The organism is Vibrio tubiashii ATCC 19109 (assembly GCF_000772105.1).
GTDB lineage: Bacteria > Pseudomonadota > Gammaproteobacteria > Enterobacterales > Vibrionaceae > Vibrio > Vibrio tubiashii.
In genome coordinates, this window is sequence record NZ_CP009355.1 from 1,647,814 (window position 1) to 1,666,579 (window position 18,766).

The following is an 18,766-nucleotide window of genomic DNA, read 5'->3' on the forward strand; positions in this document are numbered from 1 at the left end:
AAAAGGAGCCCATATGCCAACACTCACTCTCTTCTACGACGGTCACTGCCCACTTTGCGTTGAAGAAATGAACAAACTCAAAGGATACGACACTTATAGTCAACTGCTTCTCGTCGATACTCACTCACCGATGTTCAACGACTATCCTGATATTGATGCACAAAAAGCCGCAAAAATATTGCACGCAGTAGACGATAAAGACACGCTACTTTTAGGGCTCGACGCCATTCACTACGCATGGAAGCTAGTTGGAAAAGGCTGGCTTTACGCTCCACTAAGGTGGCCATTGATTAGGCCCATTGCAGACTGGGCTTACATTAAATTCGCTAACAATCGATACCAAATATCTAAGTTATTGACCAGAAAGGCTAAGTGCGACAGCGGTCAATGTTTTCGCTAGATTCTACTAACGTCTAACTCATAAGACCTATAAACCCTTCAAGAATCACAGCCATTTGCCGATAAATTGGCTAACCTTATATTTATAAACTTTTGGTCTATAAGCATGATTCCAATAACCAAGCTCTCGTCTTAGATGATAAAACACAACGTTTTGTCTCTGAGTTGGGAAGCCATTATTACTAAAACAGGATGTTTGTATGAGTCTTACTATTCGTAGCCGCCTCTACATTTTGGCACTGGTCCCGCTGCTAGTCATTGCATTAGGTATGCTGAGTTTTACCTATATGAAAACCACTGAGCTAAATCAGCAGCAAATAGAAGTTACCCGCACTAACATGATGAACATGAAAAAAGCGGAACTTCGAAACTACCTACAAATGGCAAAATCTGCCGTTCAACCTTTCCTCGACCGAGGAGCAAGCTTAGAAGAAGCCTACCCTACTTTAAAAACACTTGAGTACGGAAAAACAGGTTATGTGTTTGGCTACGACTCTAAAGGTATCCGTCGTGTCCAAGGTAGCAGCGAAAAAGGGATTGGTGAAAGCTACTGGAATCTGCAAGATAAGCAAGGCAACTATCTGATTCAAGATCTTATTCGCAACGCTAAAACGGGCGAGTTCACCACCTATTATTTCCCTAAGCCCGGAGAAACGGTCGCTCTACCTAAGCTGAGCTACTCGATCTTTATCCCTGAATGGGATCTGATGATAGGGACAGGTTTCTATACCGATGACATTGATGCGATTATCGCTGAAATGGAAAATGCGACCACCAGCGCACTGCAAACCACACTTTCAGCCATTATTGTGTTCTGTTTGGTGATTGCGGGTATTGTTGCTGTCTTCGCTGTTGCAGTGAACCGCACCATCATGAAACCACTTGAAATGTTTGATGAGTCGATTAGCTCGTTCGCAAGTGGTGACGCAGATTTAACCGCGCGTATGGATGATTTCAAAGCGCCTGAATTCTCCCAGCTCAGTAAGAACTTTAATGCCTTCGTTGCAAGCCTACAAACCATTATCAGTAGCGTGAGTAATGTGGGACAACAAGTGGTTTCCGAGACCAACAACATGTCGCTGCGCGCTGCAAAAGTTGATGAACTAGCAACAGGGCAACGTGAAGAGACAGAGCAAGTTGCTACCGCGATGACAGAGATGACAACCACCGCTGGTGAAATCTCAAACAACGCTAGCCAAGCTGCCGATTCAGCTAAAGAGGCTGACGATAATGCGAAAGAAGCGCAAGGTATCGTTAACTCAGCAGCTCAGTCTGTTGAAGCACTAGCGGAAGAAGTCTCGCAAGCAAGTGGAGTAATTTCTCGCTTAGAGGGTGACGTACAAAACATTTCGTCTTCTCTTGAGGTGATTCAAGATATTGCCGAGCAAACTAACCTGCTAGCACTGAACGCGGCGATTGAGGCAGCTCGTGCAGGCGAACAAGGTCGAGGCTTTGCTGTCGTTGCTGATGAAGTACGTAAGCTAGCAAGTCGCACACAAGACAGTACTGGTGAAATCCATAAAATGATTGAGCAGTTAAAAGCCGCCTCTGATGACGCAGTAAAAGCCATGGAATCAAGTCAGAGACGTGGCGCTAGCACAGTGGAAGAAGCCAATGCCGCTGCTCAAGCGCTGATTCAAATCCAAGAATCTATCGGCACTATCATGGATATGAACTCGCTGATTGCAACCGCGACAGAGGAACAGAGCTTAGTTGGCCAAGAAATCTCACAACGTATTGTAGTTATCTCAGATCAAAGCTCTCAATCGGCTGAACTGGCGAATGAAAACCGTTCGGGTAGCCAAGAGCTCAACCATAGAGCGAACGAACTCTACGAGTTGGTTGACCGCTTTACCGTTTAAAAACAAACCACAAAAAAACGCCCTAAACCAAACGGTTAGGGCGTTTTTTGTATCTCAATTAGTCGCTTTTAATTGCCACCAAAGCAGAGGTATTTCACATCCATATACTCGTCAATCCCCTGCTTGGCACCTTCTCTACCAATCCCTGATTGCTTAACGCCACCGAACGGAGCGGCTTCTGTCGAAATAATCCCTTCATTGATACCCACCATCCCATATTGCAACGCTTCAGCTATTTTCCAGACTCGGTGAATGTTCTGACTGTAGAAGTAAGCAGCCAATCCATAGATAGTATCGTTAGCCATCTCTATCAACTGTTCGTCACTGTCAAAAGAAATCACCGGGGCGACAGGCCCAAAGATTTCTTGATGCACGATATCCATATTATGCGAGACACCTTTTAACACCAGTGGCTGCATAAACAGCCCATCTAACGACTGCAATGGAGTCACAGGGATCGCACCTTGTTCAATCGCCCCATCTATCAAGGTTTGGATGTTCTGTTTTGCTGCTTCACTGATGACTGGGCCTATAGTGACTCCAGACTCTAAACCATTGCCTACCGTTAGTTTTTGAACCTCTGCATCAAACTTAGCAACAAACTGCTCATACACATTGTTATGTACATAGAAGCGGTTCGCACACACACAAGTTTGACCTGCATTGCGAAACTTAGATGCCATTGCCCCTGCGACTGCAGCGTCAATATCGGCATCTTCAAAGACAATAAATGGCGCATTACCTCCTAGCTCCATTGAAGTGCGCTTAACATCATGAGCACTCTGCTGCATCAAAATACTACCGACCTGAGTTGAACCAGTAAAAGAGAGCTTACGAATCAAAGGGTGAGAGGTAAAGATCGCTCCCACTGCTTTAGGGTCAGAACCAAGCACAACTTGCAACACATCGCGTGGAATTCCCGCTTGATATGCTAACTCTACCACCGCAAACGCACACAAAGGTGTTAGCTCTGAAGGCTTAACAATAAAACTGCAACCTGCCGCTAAAGCAGGGGCAGCTTTACGTGTGATCATTGCGATTGGAAAGTTCCAAGGTGTAATTGCGCAAGCTACACCTACTGGCTGCTTGATGGTCACTAGGCGCTTGTCTTGACTAGGCGCAGGAATCGTCTCACCGTAAGTACGTTTCGCTTCTTCTGCAAACCATTCGACGAAGCTCGCACCATATAGCACTTCACCTTGGGCCTCAGTAATAGGCTTACCTTGCTCCAAAGTCATTAATCTTGCTAAATCATCTTTGTTATCTAACAGCAATCGGAACCACTGTTGCAGCAAATTCGAGCGAGCCTTAGCAGGTAGCATCGCCCACTCTTTTTGAGCGCTATGTGCTCTCTCTATACCGGCAACTATATCTTGCTCAGTGGATATAGGTGCAAAGCCTAAACTTTCACCCGTAGCAGGGTTTGTGACCTCAAGACCTTGGTCATTATTTGCTGCCATGAATGAGACAAGGCTCTGATTAGTGAGTAACGGCATGGTAATTCCTTATGGATAAGCGCGTAGTCCTTACTATCTATCATACTGCACTTGGCTTTTACGTCAGCTAAACGTAAATAGCATTTACTGTTTTTGATAATATAAATTGCGTAAAAAGCCCTATCAGATATTGATAGGGCAGATCTTTTACTCGTGCACGGTTTTTATTACGGAAGGTCTCTGTGCATTCAACGCTGTATTTATTAAATACTGGCTCCCGGTAAGTTGGGGTAATCGGTATAGCCAACTTCATTTCCACCAAATAGGGTTGAACCATCGAGCTCTGCTAGCGGCTGCCTGTGTTTTAAGCGTTCAACCAAATCCGGATTAGAGACAAACGGACGCCCAAATGCGACCAGATCGGCATAACCTTTCTCAAGCACTTCATTGGCGCGTTCTAGGGTATAACTTCCCGCGACGATAATGGTATTGGTGAAATACTCGCGTAGCTCAATGCGGAAACTTTCTGGTATCACAGGGGCATCATCCCAATCCGCTTCCGATAAATGTAAATAGGCAATGTTTCTTTCTTGAAGCTGTTTCGACGCCTGCAAAATTGTTGGCACAATATCTGGGCAGTTCATATCTTTAAAAGTGATAAAGGGAGCAAGCCTCACGCCAACGCGACTTGCGCCAATAGCAGCACTAACTGCATCGACAACATCGAATAAAAAACGCAGGCGATTTTCTCTGCTACCTCCATAGTTGTCTGTACGATGATTGGAGTTGGTTCGCAAGAACTGGTCGATAAGATAGCCATTGCCGCCATGAATTTCGACACCATCAAAGCCTGCTTCAACAGCCCGCTTCGCCGCATTGGCAAAATCTTGAACCACGCGATCAATATCCTTTTGCGTCATAGCTCTTGGCTCAACACACTCCACCATATTGCCATTGCCCTGCTCATCGGCAATCCAGACTTGTGTTTCAACTGGCTTTAATGCTGAAGGTGCTATTGGCAACTCACCGTTTTGAAACACAGGGTGTGAGACTCGACCAACATGCCATAGCTGGCAAAACATTGCAGTGCCTTGCTGCTTAACACCTTGAGTGATTTGCTTCCAACCAGCGACTTGCTCATCGGTATAAACCCCTGGGGTGAATGAGTAACCTTGCGAGTCATCTGAGATTTGAGTCGCTTCAGAGATGATCAGTCCAGCGCTGGCTCGTTGTTTATAGTAAGTCGCCATCATCTGATTAGGAATATTGCCTGGCTGACTGGTTCGCGCCCGAGTCATTGGTGCCATTACAACACGATTTTTCAAGTTAAAGGATTGAAGCTGGGCTGGTTGAAAGAGTTTACTCATAATGAGCTCCTTATCATTGGGACAGCCAGACAACTGTTCTGGCTGCGAATACTGAGGGGATTAGTCGGATTAATTAGTGACACTAACGGACTGTGGATTCTCTCCACGGTTGGCTTTGGCAATAAACAGCAAACCGATCAGTGGAACAATGATGGCGGCATAAGGAATCATGCTTGCTCCCAATTGACTATCAAGAACCATCCCTCCTAAGAATCCGCCAAATGCATTAGCTAAGTTGAAAGCAGAGATATTGGCTGTTGCAGCCAGTTCTTGGCCCTCACCACCGTGATTCATTACTCGAAGCTGCATTGCAGGTACATTGGCGAACGAAGCGATACCAAACACAAAGGCTGTTGCAACAAACAATACTTTACTTTCGACAGCCACACCCACTAGCAGCAGGGATACAATCATGGCTACTGCCCAAAACATTGAGGCTTTTTGTAAGTTCTTATCTGACGAACGACCGCCCATGGTGTTACCGACAATCAAACCCACACCGACAATGACCAGAATCCAAGTCACTGCGCTCTCACCGAACCCTGCGATGTGCATCGCGATAGGAGCTAGGTAACCATACAGAGTCATAAAGCCAGACCAAGCAAACACTGTGATAGCTAAGCTAATAATGAGCATAGGATTTTTGAATGCAGCTAGCTGCGCCTTCACATCCTTCGCTTCACCGTGACCTGTCGACTTAATGACAGAAGTGATGAAGAACAGTGCGACTAATCCAAATGCAGCCACGGTCAGGAATGTGGTGTGCCAGCCGAACTGTAAGCCAATCCAAGTCCCTCCAGGAACACCTAGCACGTTTGCCAAAGTTAAGCCTGCAAACATCTGTCCAACTGCTCGCCCTGCCATTTTCTCTGAAACCAGATTCGTCGCAACGACTGCACCTATCCCATAGAAAGGACCTTGGACCAGACCAGTAATAACCCGGCTAATCATCAGAGTTAGATAATTCGGCGCAAAAGCTGACAACACGTTGCCCGCGATAAACAGAACCATAAGCCCTGCGAGTACCATTTTCTTGTTGAATCTGGCGAGATAAATGGTTAGCAATGGCCCACCAAATACAATTGCGAGCGCGTATGCACTAATCAGGTAACCAGCTTGCCCCTCAGAAATGGATAGCGAATGTGCGACCTGAGGCAGGATGCCAGCAATAACAAACTCGGCAGTGCCGATAGCAAAAGCTGCAAGTGTTAAGATCCATACCTGCAGCGGCATTTTTTCTTTATTCATTGGAATATCTCTATTTAAATCTAATATGGAACATAGGCACCAACGACTCTTAGTGGCTGATACCTAGTACTCGCGGAATGAATCAACCCAGCAACGCGCCGCCATCGACATCAAGCACGGCACCTGTCATGTAGGTGTTTTGAATCGCAAACTGGTAAACCGCCGCTACATCGCTCGCGTCTCCGACCTTGCCAACAGGCAGGTTCTGTTGTGTTCTTTCGTACATAGCATTTCTATCTGCTTCAGCCATGCCTTGATATGCCTCAGTTTTCGTTAATCCTGGGCTGACAACATTGACCCGAATCGGAGCCAGTTCTTTCGCTAGTACTTTTGCCGTCGCTTCCATTGCTGCATTGATCGCGGTTTTTACATAGGTATTGGCGACGACTTTGCGCGACAACATACCAGAAGTAAGGGTGATAGAGCCGCCTTTCTTAACATAACGAGCACCGTGCTTTGCCGCATTTATTGCTCCCCAGAATTTAGTATCAAACGCGTACTTGGCTTGGGAAACCTCAACGTCTACTACCTTGCCTGCCGGAGCATAAGATCCCGCAGTGACGATCAGATGGTCAAAAGCGCCTATCGTTTCGAAGTAGTGGTAAACCGCCTGCTCATCGCTAATATCTAGTCCTGTTTTTCGACTGGCTACATGTACGATGCTGTTATCACTGGCTAATTGTTTAGCGAGCTCCGCACCAATACCTGATGTTCCACCGAGGACAACGTATACCGTTTTGTCTGTTTTCATGACTTCTTGCTCCAATCTTGTTTCGATGGGGTCAGTATATTGATTGGACTGAATTTGATAATTGAGTAATATTTAAATTGATTATTCAGCTTTACCGAATAATAAGGAGAGAAAGGTGGACAAGTTTTCCGATATGACACTGTTTGTCAGCATTATCAAAAATCAGGGGCTAGCGGCCGCTGGGAGAGAGCTCGGCCTATCACCAGCAACGGTGACGGCAAGACTGCAAGCATTAGAAGATCGTTATGGCGTTAAACTGCTCAATCGAAGTACTCGGCACATCTCATTGACTGATTCGGGCGCTATGTATCATCAGGCTTGCCTTGAAATCATCGACAGCGTCAAGGAAACAGAAAACCTGCTGCAAACAGGTATCAAAGAAGTACGAGGAACATTAAAGATTTCAGCACCCAGAGATATAGGTAAACAATACATCTCACCGCTGTTATCTGAGTTTAGTGAGCTGTATCCAGAAGTGATTCCCTACCTCTACCTGAACGATAACTTGTCTAACTTGGCGGAGTCTGGATTGGATATCGTGATTCGTTACGGAGAACTTGCAGATAGCAATCTTATTTCTCGCAAGCTAGCGCCAAGTCGACGAGTACTATGTGCCTCTCCAACCTACTTAGCGAAGAAAGGGACGCCAATTACCCCACAAGATTTAGCCCATCACGACTGTTTAGCTATGGTGCGAAGTAATGAAGAGCTCAAAACGTGGCACTTTCAAGACGAAGACAAACATAATGCGATTACTGTAGTACCAAAACGCTTTTCTGATGATGGTGAAGTCATTCGTCAGTGGGCACTTGATGGAGCAGGTATTGCGCTGAAATCGATTCTTGATGTGCAAGAAGACATCAAACAGCAACGTTTAGTGACGCTGTTGAACGGCTATATGAAGAACTTCAATGCCTCAACCTCTTCGGCTGGCGCAGACTTAAATGTTATCTACCTAAGTAGGCAGTACCAACCAAAACGAATCCGACTGTTTATTGATTTTTTGATTGAGAAATTTCAGCCTTCTAGCTAGTTGTCTTAAGGCGACGACTTAGCTCACCTGGGGTGGTTAACAAAAAAGCCTTAAACTCTCTGGTCATATGCGCTTGATCCGAGAAACCATGTTCAAATGCGAAATCTACAAGCGAGACATCTGGGTTTTCTCTCAGTTTACTCAAGCTGGAATGGACTCTACGCAACCTTTGAAAATATTTGGGGCTCATTCCGAGCCACTGGCGAAACCTGCGCTCGACTTGCCTTTGATTGTATGGAAACTGCTCTCCAATTTTCCCTTGTGTCGCTAACTTGATTAGCATCGCTCGCTTAGCAAAATCCGCGTCCAAAGGAAGTATTTGCTGTTCACACCATCGGTAAAGTGTCGTGAGATTTCTACTTTGATTTTGCTCGGACATTTGCTCATGAAGTGCCATAAGTACAGACATAATCTGCGTATCATTGTTAATTAATGACGGTAACATCATCCCTGGCTGAAAACGAATTCCACATAGCAGGGCGCCATGAGAAAGCTCAATAATTTGAGTTCTGTGATTGTATTTTTGAACAATAATTGGATCACTTATCGGTGTATTTGATAGGCAAACTTCACCTCTCAACAGCAAGGTCAATCCCGATCCGCCATCACAATACAATGGTTTCTTCACAACGCCACCCTGCCCACCCGTGACGTTTATCGACCATATCGCTTGAATATGGTCGGATAACTTGCCACACGGTTTAAAAATCCGAAAATCCATTTCGTTGTTAAATTCTCCTTAGCCAGACTGTTACTTTGACAGGCTGCCTACTTCTGGCTTGAATGTTTTAGCCACGCGATTCCAGCTATTGATAGCATTAATCGCTAGTGTTAAAACCACTAGGCCTTGCTCACCAAAGACTGCTAATGTCGACGCAAAATCGTCATCAGATATCGCTTTATTACTACTGACCATTTCAGCCCAATGTAGCGCAACTTTCTCATCGTCGCTATATATAGGCATCTCTCGCCATGCAGTTAATCCAATCAAGCGATGCTCAGACTCTCCACTACTCAACGCCTCTTTACTATGCATATCGACACAAAAAGCGCACTGATTAAGCTGAGACACTCTTAATTTAACCAACTCCCATAGAGCCAATGAGAGCGTTGGTCGCTGCTCAAACTGCGCTCTTAAATAGTTTTCTTGACCTAGTAGAATCTGAATCCCTTCTGGCGCAGCATTAAAATAGTCTAATCTTTGAGTCATAGTATTATCTCCTTTAATAGATACGCTCAGATTATTGCTTTCCCTTACTCTATGATTGAAGATTTTCGACACCCATCCAGTCTTCCTAGCCGTGCTCAGTCATGGCAATTTAAAATGTTATGATATAACATATCCAAAACAAGCAAAGTTCACTGGATTGAATGCAAGATATCGAAAAGACCATTAAGCACGTTGAGCAAAGCTGTAACTTGAAATCAGTTGTGTGTGCGATGACTGCGCGAAAAAGGAATCCGACGATTAAAGCAATCACCTCTCAAGCCAATCCCTACAACTCATTCCCACTTAGTTTTAAAACAAGGAGACTTCAAAGACTATGTCTGCCACGCTCATTAAAAATGCCCAAATCGTCAATGAAGGCACTGTTATCGAAGCCGATTTACGCATTGTCGGCCAAAGAATAGAAAGAGTTGAACGGAATATTTCCGCCCAGTCGACTGACACCATCGTAGAGGCCAATGGCAAATACCTTATTCCCGGAATGATTGATGATCAGGTTCACTTCAGAGAACCAGGGCTGACACATAAAGGCTCTATCGCATCTGAGTCCCGAGCAGCAGTCGCTGGCGGCATCACTAGTTATATGGAAATGCCTAACGTTAACCCTGCAACCACAACTGTTGAAGCTCTCGAACGTAAATTTGATATTGCCTCGACTAGCTCATTGGCTAACTACTCCTTCTATCTCGGTGCGACAGAGGACAATCTAGAGGAGATTAAGCGCCTTGAGCCTCAGAGACACTGCGGCGTTAAAGTGTTTATGGGGGCTTCTACTGGTGATCTTTTGGTTGAGGCACCGCATGCACTCGATGCTATCTTCCGTGACTCTCCCGTTCTGATTGTTACCCACTGTGAGAGTGGTCCGGTTATCGCACAAAACAAACAACGTCTTTTGCAACACAAATCGGAACTCACCATTGAAGATCATCCTCTTCTCAGAGACGACGAAGCCTGTTTCGCCTCTTCCTCTTACGCGGTTGAGCTAGCGAAAAAGCATGGAAGCCAATTGCATGTTTTGCACATTACGACGGAAAAGGAACTCGCTCTGCTTGAATCAGGCCCAATCGCAAACAAAAAGATTACCGCGGAAGCCTGTGTCCATCATTTGTGGTTTAGTAACCAAGATTATGCAACCTTAGGTAACCAGATCAAATGTAACCCGGCAATCAAGTTTCCTAGTGACAGAGACGCGCTGCTCAACGCGCTGAAAACAGGCCAAATTGATATTATTGCCACCGATCACGCCCCTCATACATGGCAAGAAAAACAGGTCGCCTATGAGCAAGCCCCTGCGGGTTTGCCTTTAGTGCAACATGCGCTACTGACCCTGTTTGATCAGGTCAAATCGGGGCACCTGACCATGGCACAGGTTGTTGAAAAGACTGCGCATAACCCTGCCATTCGTTACGCAATCAAGGAACGCGGATTTATCCGTGAAGGCTATTTTGCTGACTTAGTTCTGGTCGATCCTCAATCAACGACAAGAGTGAGCAACGAAAATAGTTTATACCACTGCGGTTGGTCGCCGTTTTCCGGTCATACCTTTTCTAGCCAAATCCAAAGTACCTGGGTCAATGGCAACTTGATCTATACAAATCAGCAAGTGATTGATTCATCGAGGCCAGCAATGCGCTTGTCATTCAATCGATAACCCCTAATCACTCTAAGTCAGTTTATAGGAGAGTAACTAATGAGCGCTCATGCTTTTACTGACTTACTGAAACTAAGCGTTTCTCTGCCAAAGCCATCGCAATGTTGGCTTTGCTATAAGCACTTTCATTGATGAAATGTGGGTAGATATCTTGTGCCTTCTCCCAAAGAATGTCATGACCTAAAAACGTTGCTAGTAGTGGCTCACCTTGCTTAACCACTTCAAAGTCTCGTCCGCATACCATCGGATGAACCATAGCACTGCGCATTCCATCTTGATCGAGCAGAATCGGCACCTCTTCCGTGTAGAAAAACGCGCTGTAGTCTTGCAAGTTATCTATCTGATTGAGATTGTGCTTTTCTACGTAATCAAGCACCGCCGTGAGCATTTGTTTCATCAACTCAAGTGTTTCCGACTTCAGCGAGCCATGAGCTTGAGCCCCGACTTCAATCATCACGCCATACTCGCCTGTAGAGCACAAATAAGGTTGCTCTGACCATGGCTTTCTATCTTCGAACAAGATGTTTGCTTTTGGCATGCGCTGTTTTACGTAGGCTCCCATCTTACGGTAGAAGCGATCCGTAGAGAGTAGAATGAGTGTCGCGCCCATGTTGCTGGTCGTGTTATGTAAATCAACGATGAGCTGATTTTTGCTGGCGGCATATTTAGCAGCGAATGCATCAGCGACTTTACTCTCATGCGATACACGCTCTTTCTCGTTACCAAGCTCAGCAAACTCTCGATTTAAGTCTGTCTCTAAATAGCGCACATTCTGTTTTACCGCTTCTGAGTTAGCGATCACCGAAGAGGTAGCAAATGTTGAACGTTCAGCGGAGTAAAGCCTGTCTTTAATCAGCTTATGCAAATAAATACCTGAAAGCTCATTACCATGTGTCCCCGCAACAATCAGCGCGCTATTGATCTTGTCCATTATATTTCTATTCCAAGGTTTTAAACTATACAAATGTTATAACATAACAAAACATGCAAAATAAACTTTCTAGGGTTTGAAATAAGCGCAACAAAAAAGCCTACCGAAGTAGGTAGGCTTAAGGGAGTTTAGGCATCAAGCTAGGTAGTGGCTAGGTCCAAAAGCTCAAAGCGATAAACGTGAGCACACCGATACAAGCAATGTTAAGAATAATACCAACTCGCATCATCTCACTCTGTTTAATGTGTCCAGATCCAAACACAATCGCATTCGGAGGCGTCGCAACTGGCAACATAAAGGCACAGGATGCCGCAACCGCTATCAGAACAGACAGGATGACAGGCGACATGCCAAATGCTTCTGCAACACTTGCAAACACAGGGATTAACAAAGCCGCACTCGCCGTATTACTGGCAAATTCCGTTAAGAACACAACAAAAACCGCAATGATAGCGATGATGAAGAAGATCCCCCAGTGAGCAATCATCTCACTCAGGGTATTGGCAAGAAAGACACTCGTTCCCGTTGCCTTTAGAACATTACTCAAACAGATACCGCCACCGAAAAGAAGCAAAACGCCCCAATCTGCGGTCTTCTCAATATCTTTCCAGTGTACAACTCGGGCAAAGCTAACTGCGATAATGGCCGCTAGCGCCACAAGCGTATCAAACTTAGCGTAACCACCGAGCATGGCATTAATCGGCTTGCTGAAGATCCATAAGCAGACGGTAGCGCCGAAAATAGCCAAAGTCACAACCTTACCTTTATCCCAGTTGATCGCGTCACGATTTAACTCGAACTCTCCAGATAAGTTTGGCTTTAGAGTCGCGTAAAGAACAGCTATCGCAACAGGCAATAAAATTAGCGAAGTTGGTACACCAAAGCTCATCCACTCAGTAAAAGTTAAACCAACTTCCGCAGCGGCGATAGCATTCGGTGGGCTACCAACAATCGTTGCAATACCACCAATACTTGCGCTGTAGGCGATGCCGAGCAGAACAAACACATAGGTCTTATGACCACTTTCAGAATTCACTTTGCTTAACACGCCGAGTACCAAAGGCAGCATCATCGCCGTGGTCGCAGTGTTACTGATCCACATTGATAGCGCAGCGGTAACACCAAACAGCATGAACACTGCCACACTCATTTTACCTTTGGCGAGGATCAGCACTTTATCGGCGATAACTTTATCCAACCCCTGACGGTGCATAGCCGCGGCTAAGGCGAAACCACCCAAGAATAAGAAGATAATTGAGTTAGCAAAATTGTTCAGCGCAGTTTGGGTGTCAAATACACCAAACAAAACCGCCATAATTGGAACTAAAATGGCCGTTACGGTCACATGTAATGCCTCTGTCAGCCAAAGAATCGCGACAAAGGTGAGCATACTAATACCCAGCACCACTTGAGGGTCAAAAGGCAAGGTAAAGTACAAGGTGAGAAACAGAGCAACGTCTGCGAGGATAATCAGACTATTGCGGTTGAAAAACCATTCTCTAGTGTTGTTGGGCAAAGGGACACTATCATTTCTATTCATTATTATTTTTTCCTTATTAGGGCCTTGTGGCATAGCAAATGATCCCACATAAACGCCATTTGGAAATATTTTTCATTGCGAATTTGTTAACCATATCAACAACAAGGTTATGGATGTTAACAATATGAATAGATTGAACATTCAACCATCATAACCACTACACGTATGCTTGTTATTCATATAAATTAATAATGCTAGAGCGCTATCCAAGCTTGTAGCTCTAGGTACGACCTTTCCGTAAACATCCACATTAACTTTAGCCTCTCTTAGAGCGTAAAAAGGGGAAGCAAGTCCCCCTTCTCATATAACCTTTACGCGATTAACTGATCAAAGCTGTCCATTACTTCACTGCACTTCATCACTCGGCCATGACCTTGCCCTTGGGTTGCCACCAGCGTAACATTTTCCATTTCTTGAGCTGCCTTCTGCGACACCTCAAACTTAGTAAACTTGTCACCTTGATCGTGGACGATAATGGTTTGTGCACCGCGTAACTTGAGCTTGTTATATGGGTCGACAGATTGAATTGGGTAGTGGTACTGATCTTCAACCTCAGAAACGACAGCATTGAACAAACGCATTGAGTAGCCTGAGCGAGCAACGCTACCAAATAAGTTGTCGAGATAATCCAATACAGGCGCAATCAACAAGAATGGTTTATCGACCAACTTCTGATGATGACACTCGATTGAAGACGCCGTTCCCATGCTATGACCAACAAGCCCAGCCACATCAGCAACACTATCTAAAATCGCTTCTAAGCCATGAACAAATGCCGGAATATGCCCGTACAGGCCGCCACTTTGACCGTGGCCCGGGTGATCATACGCCAATGCGGTAAAGCCTCGGCTAGCAATGTGCTCCATCAAGGGGTAAAACTGACTTGCACTCCCCGACCAACCATGGGTCAGCACCCACACTGGGCCTGTGCCTAATTGGTACGTTTTGAGTACGCCTTCCTTCGATTCTACTTCACCTTTAATCAATCCGGTTGGCTCAACATTTTTAGGCTTGGTACGCGCAGGGGTCAGCAGCAATTTACGCGCGGTATTCTTCGCATGGTTAGGTGCGAGAGTGTGATGAAGCCGAGTAGTTATGTTAACCAAGCTCTTCTTTACACTGAACTTTTGCGAGGTATTAAAGTAAATCTTCTCACTCATGGTTATATCCTTTTGGTGCCAGTCTCTACTTCTCGCCCAAAAGCGAACGACCGTGCTATTTTTGGTTAAATAATTAGCTAAGTGAACTTCACTTAGCTTAAATTCGTCCTACTTCCAGTCAGCTAACAGGCGTTTAACGCCCTGCCAGAAGTGCTCGTTGCTCGCCTGCTCTCCGTGTATCGAATAAAACAGGTGAGCACTTAAATACAAGCCATACAATTCAAACGTGGCCTGCCTAGGTTCGAGATCTTGGCGAAATTCACCATTCTCAATCCCTTTCGCAACCTGAATTCGTAAGTACTCTATCCAAGTCGCGATGGTTTTCTTTAGTACTTGCTGGGTAGGGGCCGATTCTGCGCTCGTCTCTTTCCAAGCGTCTAAGAACATACAGCTGCCTTGAAAAGAGTGGTTCCACCCTAACCAGCTATCGAGCAGCAGTGTGAGTTTTTCTTCGATAGTGATCGAAGTTCGCTCCCTCGCGGGCGCAATCACGCGCTGAGTAAAGATCAGGTTGGCATAATCCAAAACCGCTATTTGCAAGTTATCTTTGGAGTTAAAGTGAGCAAACAAGCCACTCTTTGACATCCCGCATTGCTTGGCTAATTCCCCAATGGTTAAGCTCTCAAGCCCATTTTCACTCGCTAGCTCAAATGCCTTGCTTAAGATATTTTCTCGGGTAACTTTGCCTTTACTCATACTGCTCTCTCGTTACTGTTAATGCTATTTTTAGCACACTCGTTCTTTTTTGCAAATTTTATCTCACTTGCTACTGAATGAAATCACAAAGTCTAATCCGTAAATGTAACAATTCTTAGGGTTAGATTTCACTCTCAAATTACTGTGGTAACTGATAGTAGCCTCAGCATAATTTGATTTAGATTCATTCCTTGAGGCTGATTTATTGATATACCCTGAACACTTTTAATGGTTTTGATGTCGTTATGGAAAGTAAGAAAATTCAAAGTATTGAGCTAGGCCGAGTGATAGCGATATTAGCGATTGCCGCCATGCACTGTCAGATGTTTCTCAGCTATTGGCAAATTAATGAGACACCGTGGGTTGGATATGTGTTTAACCAAGCAACACGCTTTGCCGTCCCTTTGTTCTTTTTGATTTCAGGTTATTTGATCCAACCCAAGCTAACCGTTGACCCAATCGCGACGCTTAAGCGCTACATAACTCCTTTGCTGCGCATTTTTATTGTCTGGAGTGTGATATGCCTTATTATGCCTTTTAACTGGGCGACTGTGGCTGAGCATGGGTATCTCGCAGAGCGTCAAGGATATTGGGGTTACCTTGGTCAAGCACCACTTAACTCGCTGCTAGAAGGCGGTCTCGTCCACTTATGGTTTATTCCCGCACTGATTTTTGCTGCTGCGATTGGTGCTGGATTGCAAAAGTTTAAGCAAATAGAGCTTTTTGTCCCGCTTGGCATCGCACTGTATGTTTACGGTGTTCTTGCAGGCAGCTATCAGGGTCTGACTGAGTTCTGGTCTCCATTCTTTACCCGAAACGGCCCGTTTTTTAGTACCTTGTTGTTTGCGATAGGTTTCTCGATTCGTCAGCAAACGATAAATGCCACTTCCCGCCAGGCCTTGCTGCTGGCGTTAGTCGGTATGCTTTTACATTTCGTTGAAGCCTTTATCCTCAATAATTATCAGCAACCTTTCAATGGCAATGACTTCCTGTTTGGCACTGTGCTGTGGGGAACGGGCTGCTTTATGTGGTTACTATCAAAACCAGCACTCGGAACTCATTATTGGCTAACCAAGCAATCTAAGTATGTGCTGCCTCTCTACGTGGCTCATCTACCTATGATTATTGTGATGATGAACGTTTCTGGAGTATTGGGCCTGACTGGATTTGCCAAAGATATGACCGTACTGTTTGGCGCGATAGTGATAACCTTTGGATTGATTAAAGGGTTAGAGAAAACACCCCTCTATCGACTGCTATTTAGGTAGCTATGTTCGAGGATTGTAGAGGTTAATGTTTAGGGGATTATTTAGGTAACCACCGAACAGAAAACAAAGCGATGGGTAATCCATCGCTTTGTCGTCAATTGGGCTTACGAGCCAAGTCTCTGGCAAGAATCAAAGCTAAACCAAACACCTGTAGAAACAAGCCAATGTTCTTGTACCAAGCGATCCTTTCATTAAGCGTTGTCATCAGCTCAGAGATGGAAAGATTCTCTAGATAAAAATCATCAATCTGGTTTCGATACGACTGCTGGGCTTGGTTTATCAGCATCATCAATTGCGGAAGCTTGTCTAAGCTAATCTCTGGTATTGGCTGATTAACCCACTGGCTCAATTGACCCTGTATCGTCGCTTGCAGTTGTTGTTGAACTTCACCCTCATGAGCGATATGCAGGAGCAGCATTTCACGCTTGCGTTCGAGCATTTCAACACTGTTCCACGCGAGCTGAATTGAATAGATGTTTTCGTCTTTTTGCTCAGATAGCTGACCAATCTCCCCACTCAACTTGTCGAGCACAATACTCGACATCAAAAGCGCTAAAACATTGAGGACTAACCCCGTCAGTACTAGCGCCCATGCAGGAGGAGCACGAAACATCATTACCACATCCTATCAAATGGTAGGTAAGTAATATTAAGTACAATCAGAACCGCCATCACTAAGAAGGTCATCTTCATCCCCGAAATGCGGCCTTTTAGTCTGTCTGCAAGGATACCTTTCGCATGTAATATACGGCCCAGAACAAACACAATACCACACGCATGGATCATCCAAGGGCTTGCACCGTTGTACTCCACCATAGCCATCAGAATCAGGGTAATTGGGATGTAATCCACCGCATTGCCCTGTGCACTTCGGGCAATCGTCAGGGCATCTACCCCGCCATCCGCATATTTAACCTGAGCTTTGCGGCGCTGCTTAATCACCTGAATAGAGAGCCAAATCATTAGTGCAGCAAGAATTGCAGCGTAAAGCGCTGTAACCATCAACATTCTCCTTGTGATTCAGGTTTCTAACACCTGATATTTTCCTCATCTCTAAGTATTACTAATTAAGCATAAAAAAGCCCCGCTGAATAGCGGGGCTGAATATTTAAGCCCAGATACGGAAATTTCTGTCGCCCTATCAAAGCGTTTCAATAAAGGGATCTATCACTCTGAAGCGCTCAATAGAGAGGTTTAAGGCTAACAACTCCCACACTGTTTTGATTTTGCTTCACAGTCAACAAGGTTGCCGTGTTTATCGAGTTGGAAGGTGCAGCATGCCTCGAACAGTTTTTTAAGTTCAACACGGCCTTTCTGCACGCGCGATTTTAACGTTGAGTAGCTGACGCCGACTTTCTCAGCGATCTGCTTTTGGCTTTCACCGTTTAGCTCAACAGCTTCTAGCAGTTGAGATTGTTCCGCAGGCAAAGCATTAACAAAGGGCTTAATACACTCTGCCATTTCTTGCTCCATGCTTGTTTCTTGCTCCTCAAACCACAAGTCATCTGCTTGGAGTTCGCCATCACGCTGCTGGCGAGCGCGCTTGCGGTAAAAGTCGATGATAGTGCGATTCGCCAGTTGAAACAGCCAAGCTTTGACACTGCTGACATCCGCGATGGTAGATAAGTTCTGATAGGTTTTGAGTAAGATCTCTTGCTGCAAATCTTCCACATCATCTGGGTTACTAACCTTAGAGTGAAGGAAAGACTTTAAAGCCTGCTGATACTCTGCCCACACTTGCTCTAAGCTAAGGGCTTGGCTAGCAGTTCTCATCAGCACAACATTCATCTTGCAAGAAACCAATAACGCCTTCTAAACATTGGTAATCGGTAACACAGTATAGCGTTCGCCCTTCTCGACGTTGGCTAATTAAACCTGCAGACGCAAGACTAGAAATATGGTGAGATAGCGTTGAGCCTGGAATACCTAGCTTCTCTTGCAAGCTCCCTACTGCAATACCTTGATAACCGGCTTTGACTACACTTTTGTATATCGAAAGACGAGTTGGGTGACCAAGCTCTTTAAGTGCTTTGGCAACGACTTCAAGTTCCATTACAGACTCCACATAAGATGATATATTTCCAAAATAATCGAAATATCTCCAAGATGCAATAGTTAACAGCCCCACTTTCTAGACAAGCATAAAATGATGATTTCACCATCCATATTTAGTTAATCTAATGTTGCATATTTAAC

19 protein-coding genes are annotated in these 18,766 nt (G+C 45.0%); 5 read left to right on the forward strand and 14 right to left on the reverse strand.

The window, feature by feature from the left end; all coding sequences use genetic code 11:
- The first annotated feature begins 13 nt into the window (after positions 1 to 13).
- Complete coding sequence (locus IX91_RS22590) at positions 14 to 400, forward strand: thiol-disulfide oxidoreductase DCC family protein (protein ID WP_004743010.1); 387 nt, start codon at positions 14 to 16, stop codon at positions 398 to 400.
- Positions 401 to 599: 199 nt separating this feature from the next.
- Positions 600 to 2,261, forward strand: a complete 1,662-nt coding sequence (locus IX91_RS22595) for a methyl-accepting chemotaxis protein (protein ID WP_004743009.1) — start codon at positions 600 to 602, stop codon at positions 2,259 to 2,261.
- A 68-nt stretch (positions 2,262 to 2,329) separates the two neighbouring features.
- Here the strand turns inward: IX91_RS22595 and IX91_RS22600 are convergent, their stop codons facing one another.
- The 4 genes from IX91_RS22600 to IX91_RS22615 form a co-directional block, all read right to left on the reverse strand.
- On the reverse strand, positions 2,330 to 3,757 hold the full coding sequence (locus IX91_RS22600) for an NAD-dependent succinate-semialdehyde dehydrogenase (RefSeq protein WP_004747357.1): 1,428 nt from the start codon (positions 3,755 to 3,757) through the stop codon (positions 2,330 to 2,332).
- Between the two features lie 203 nt (positions 3,758 to 3,960).
- Positions 3,961 to 5,064 (reverse strand): alkene reductase, encoded by a 1,104-nt coding sequence (locus IX91_RS22605; protein ID WP_004747355.1) that lies wholly within the window; start codon positions 5,062 to 5,064, stop codon positions 3,961 to 3,963.
- Between the two features lie 69 nt (positions 5,065 to 5,133).
- Positions 5,134 to 6,312: an MFS transporter gene (locus IX91_RS22610; protein ID WP_004747353.1), complete on the reverse strand. Its 1,179-nt coding sequence runs from the start codon at positions 6,310 to 6,312 to the stop codon at positions 5,134 to 5,136.
- A gap of 82 nt (positions 6,313 to 6,394) precedes the next feature.
- Entirely contained in the window at positions 6,395 to 7,063 is a 669-nt protein-coding gene (locus IX91_RS22615; protein ID WP_004747351.1) for an SDR family oxidoreductase, read from the reverse strand.
- A 115-nt stretch (positions 7,064 to 7,178) separates the two neighbouring features.
- Here IX91_RS22615 and IX91_RS22620 point away from each other — a divergent pair, with 115 nt between their 5' ends.
- The gene (locus IX91_RS22620; protein WP_004747350.1) at positions 7,179 to 8,096 is read left to right on the forward strand and encodes a LysR family transcriptional regulator; all 918 of its coding nucleotides are present in this window, start codon (positions 7,179 to 7,181) and stop codon (positions 8,094 to 8,096) included.
- On the opposite strand, the gene IX91_RS22625 is transcribed toward IX91_RS22620, so the two are convergent.
- Together IX91_RS22625 and IX91_RS22630 are read right to left on the reverse strand one after the other, a co-directional pair.
- Positions 8,089 to 8,817 (reverse strand): AraC family transcriptional regulator, encoded by a 729-nt coding sequence (locus IX91_RS22625; protein ID WP_004747349.1) that lies wholly within the window; start codon positions 8,815 to 8,817, stop codon positions 8,089 to 8,091. The genes IX91_RS22620 and IX91_RS22625 overlap by 8 nt on opposite strands.
- A 30-nt stretch (positions 8,818 to 8,847) precedes the next feature.
- Complete coding sequence (locus IX91_RS22630) at positions 8,848 to 9,306, reverse strand: carboxymuconolactone decarboxylase family protein (RefSeq protein ID WP_004747348.1); 459 nt, start codon at positions 9,304 to 9,306, stop codon at positions 8,848 to 8,850.
- Positions 9,307 to 9,640: 334 nt separating this feature from the next.
- Between IX91_RS22630 and IX91_RS22635 the strand changes: the two genes are divergently transcribed.
- Positions 9,641 to 10,975 (forward strand): dihydroorotase, encoded by a 1,335-nt coding sequence (locus IX91_RS22635; protein ID WP_004747347.1) that lies wholly within the window; start codon positions 9,641 to 9,643, stop codon positions 10,973 to 10,975.
- A gap of 55 nt (positions 10,976 to 11,030) precedes the next feature.
- Here IX91_RS22635 and IX91_RS22640 read toward each other — a convergent pair whose 3' ends face one another.
- The 4 genes from IX91_RS22640 to IX91_RS22655 all read right to left on the reverse strand — a co-directional run bounded on the left by IX91_RS22640 (position 11,031) and on the right by IX91_RS22655 (position 15,302).
- Positions 11,031 to 11,906 carry an aspartoacylase gene (locus tag IX91_RS22640; RefSeq protein ID WP_004747346.1) on the reverse strand — a complete coding sequence of 292 codons (876 nt, stop codon included), beginning with the start codon at positions 11,904 to 11,906 and terminating at the stop codon, positions 11,031 to 11,033.
- Positions 11,907 to 12,057: 151 nt separating this feature from the next.
- Complete coding sequence (locus IX91_RS22645) at positions 12,058 to 13,446, reverse strand: SLC13 family permease (protein WP_004747345.1); 1,389 nt, start codon at positions 13,444 to 13,446, stop codon at positions 12,058 to 12,060.
- 311 nt (positions 13,447 to 13,757) lie between these two features.
- Positions 13,758 to 14,606 (reverse strand): alpha/beta hydrolase, encoded by an 849-nt coding sequence (locus IX91_RS22650; RefSeq protein ID WP_004747343.1) that lies wholly within the window; start codon positions 14,604 to 14,606, stop codon positions 13,758 to 13,760.
- Positions 14,607 to 14,714: 108 nt separating this feature from the next.
- Positions 14,715 to 15,302: a TetR/AcrR family transcriptional regulator gene (locus tag IX91_RS22655; RefSeq protein WP_004747342.1), complete on the reverse strand. Its 588-nt coding sequence runs from the start codon at positions 15,300 to 15,302 to the stop codon at positions 14,715 to 14,717.
- Between the two features lie 245 nt (positions 15,303 to 15,547).
- Here IX91_RS22655 and IX91_RS22660 point away from each other — a divergent pair, with 245 nt between their 5' ends.
- Complete coding sequence (locus tag IX91_RS22660) at positions 15,548 to 16,570, forward strand: acyltransferase (protein ID WP_004747339.1); 1,023 nt, start codon at positions 15,548 to 15,550, stop codon at positions 16,568 to 16,570.
- A 94-nt stretch (positions 16,571 to 16,664) separates the two neighbouring features.
- Here IX91_RS22660 and IX91_RS22665 read toward each other — a convergent pair whose 3' ends face one another.
- The 4 genes from IX91_RS22665 to IX91_RS22680 all read right to left on the reverse strand — a co-directional run bounded on the left by IX91_RS22665 (position 16,665) and on the right by IX91_RS22680 (position 18,623).
- Positions 16,665 to 17,186, reverse strand: coding sequence for a hypothetical protein (locus tag IX91_RS22665; RefSeq protein ID WP_004747338.1), 522 nt, complete (start codon positions 17,184 to 17,186; stop codon positions 16,665 to 16,667).
- Entirely contained in the window at positions 17,186 to 17,572 is a 387-nt protein-coding gene (locus IX91_RS22670) for an MAPEG family protein (RefSeq protein WP_004747337.1), read from the reverse strand. The genes IX91_RS22665 and IX91_RS22670 overlap by 1 nt, the downstream gene beginning before the upstream one ends.
- 198 nt (positions 17,573 to 17,770) lie before the next feature.
- On the reverse strand, positions 17,771 to 18,343 hold the full coding sequence (gene sigZ / locus IX91_RS22675; RefSeq protein WP_038197348.1) for an RNA polymerase sigma factor SigZ: 573 nt from the start codon (positions 18,341 to 18,343) through the stop codon (positions 17,771 to 17,773).
- The gene (locus IX91_RS22680) at positions 18,330 to 18,623 is read right to left on the reverse strand and encodes an ArsR/SmtB family transcription factor (protein WP_004747330.1); all 294 of its coding nucleotides are present in this window, start codon (positions 18,621 to 18,623) and stop codon (positions 18,330 to 18,332) included. The genes sigZ and IX91_RS22680 overlap by 14 nt, the downstream gene beginning before the upstream one ends.
- Positions 18,624 to 18,766: the final 143 nt, after the last annotated feature.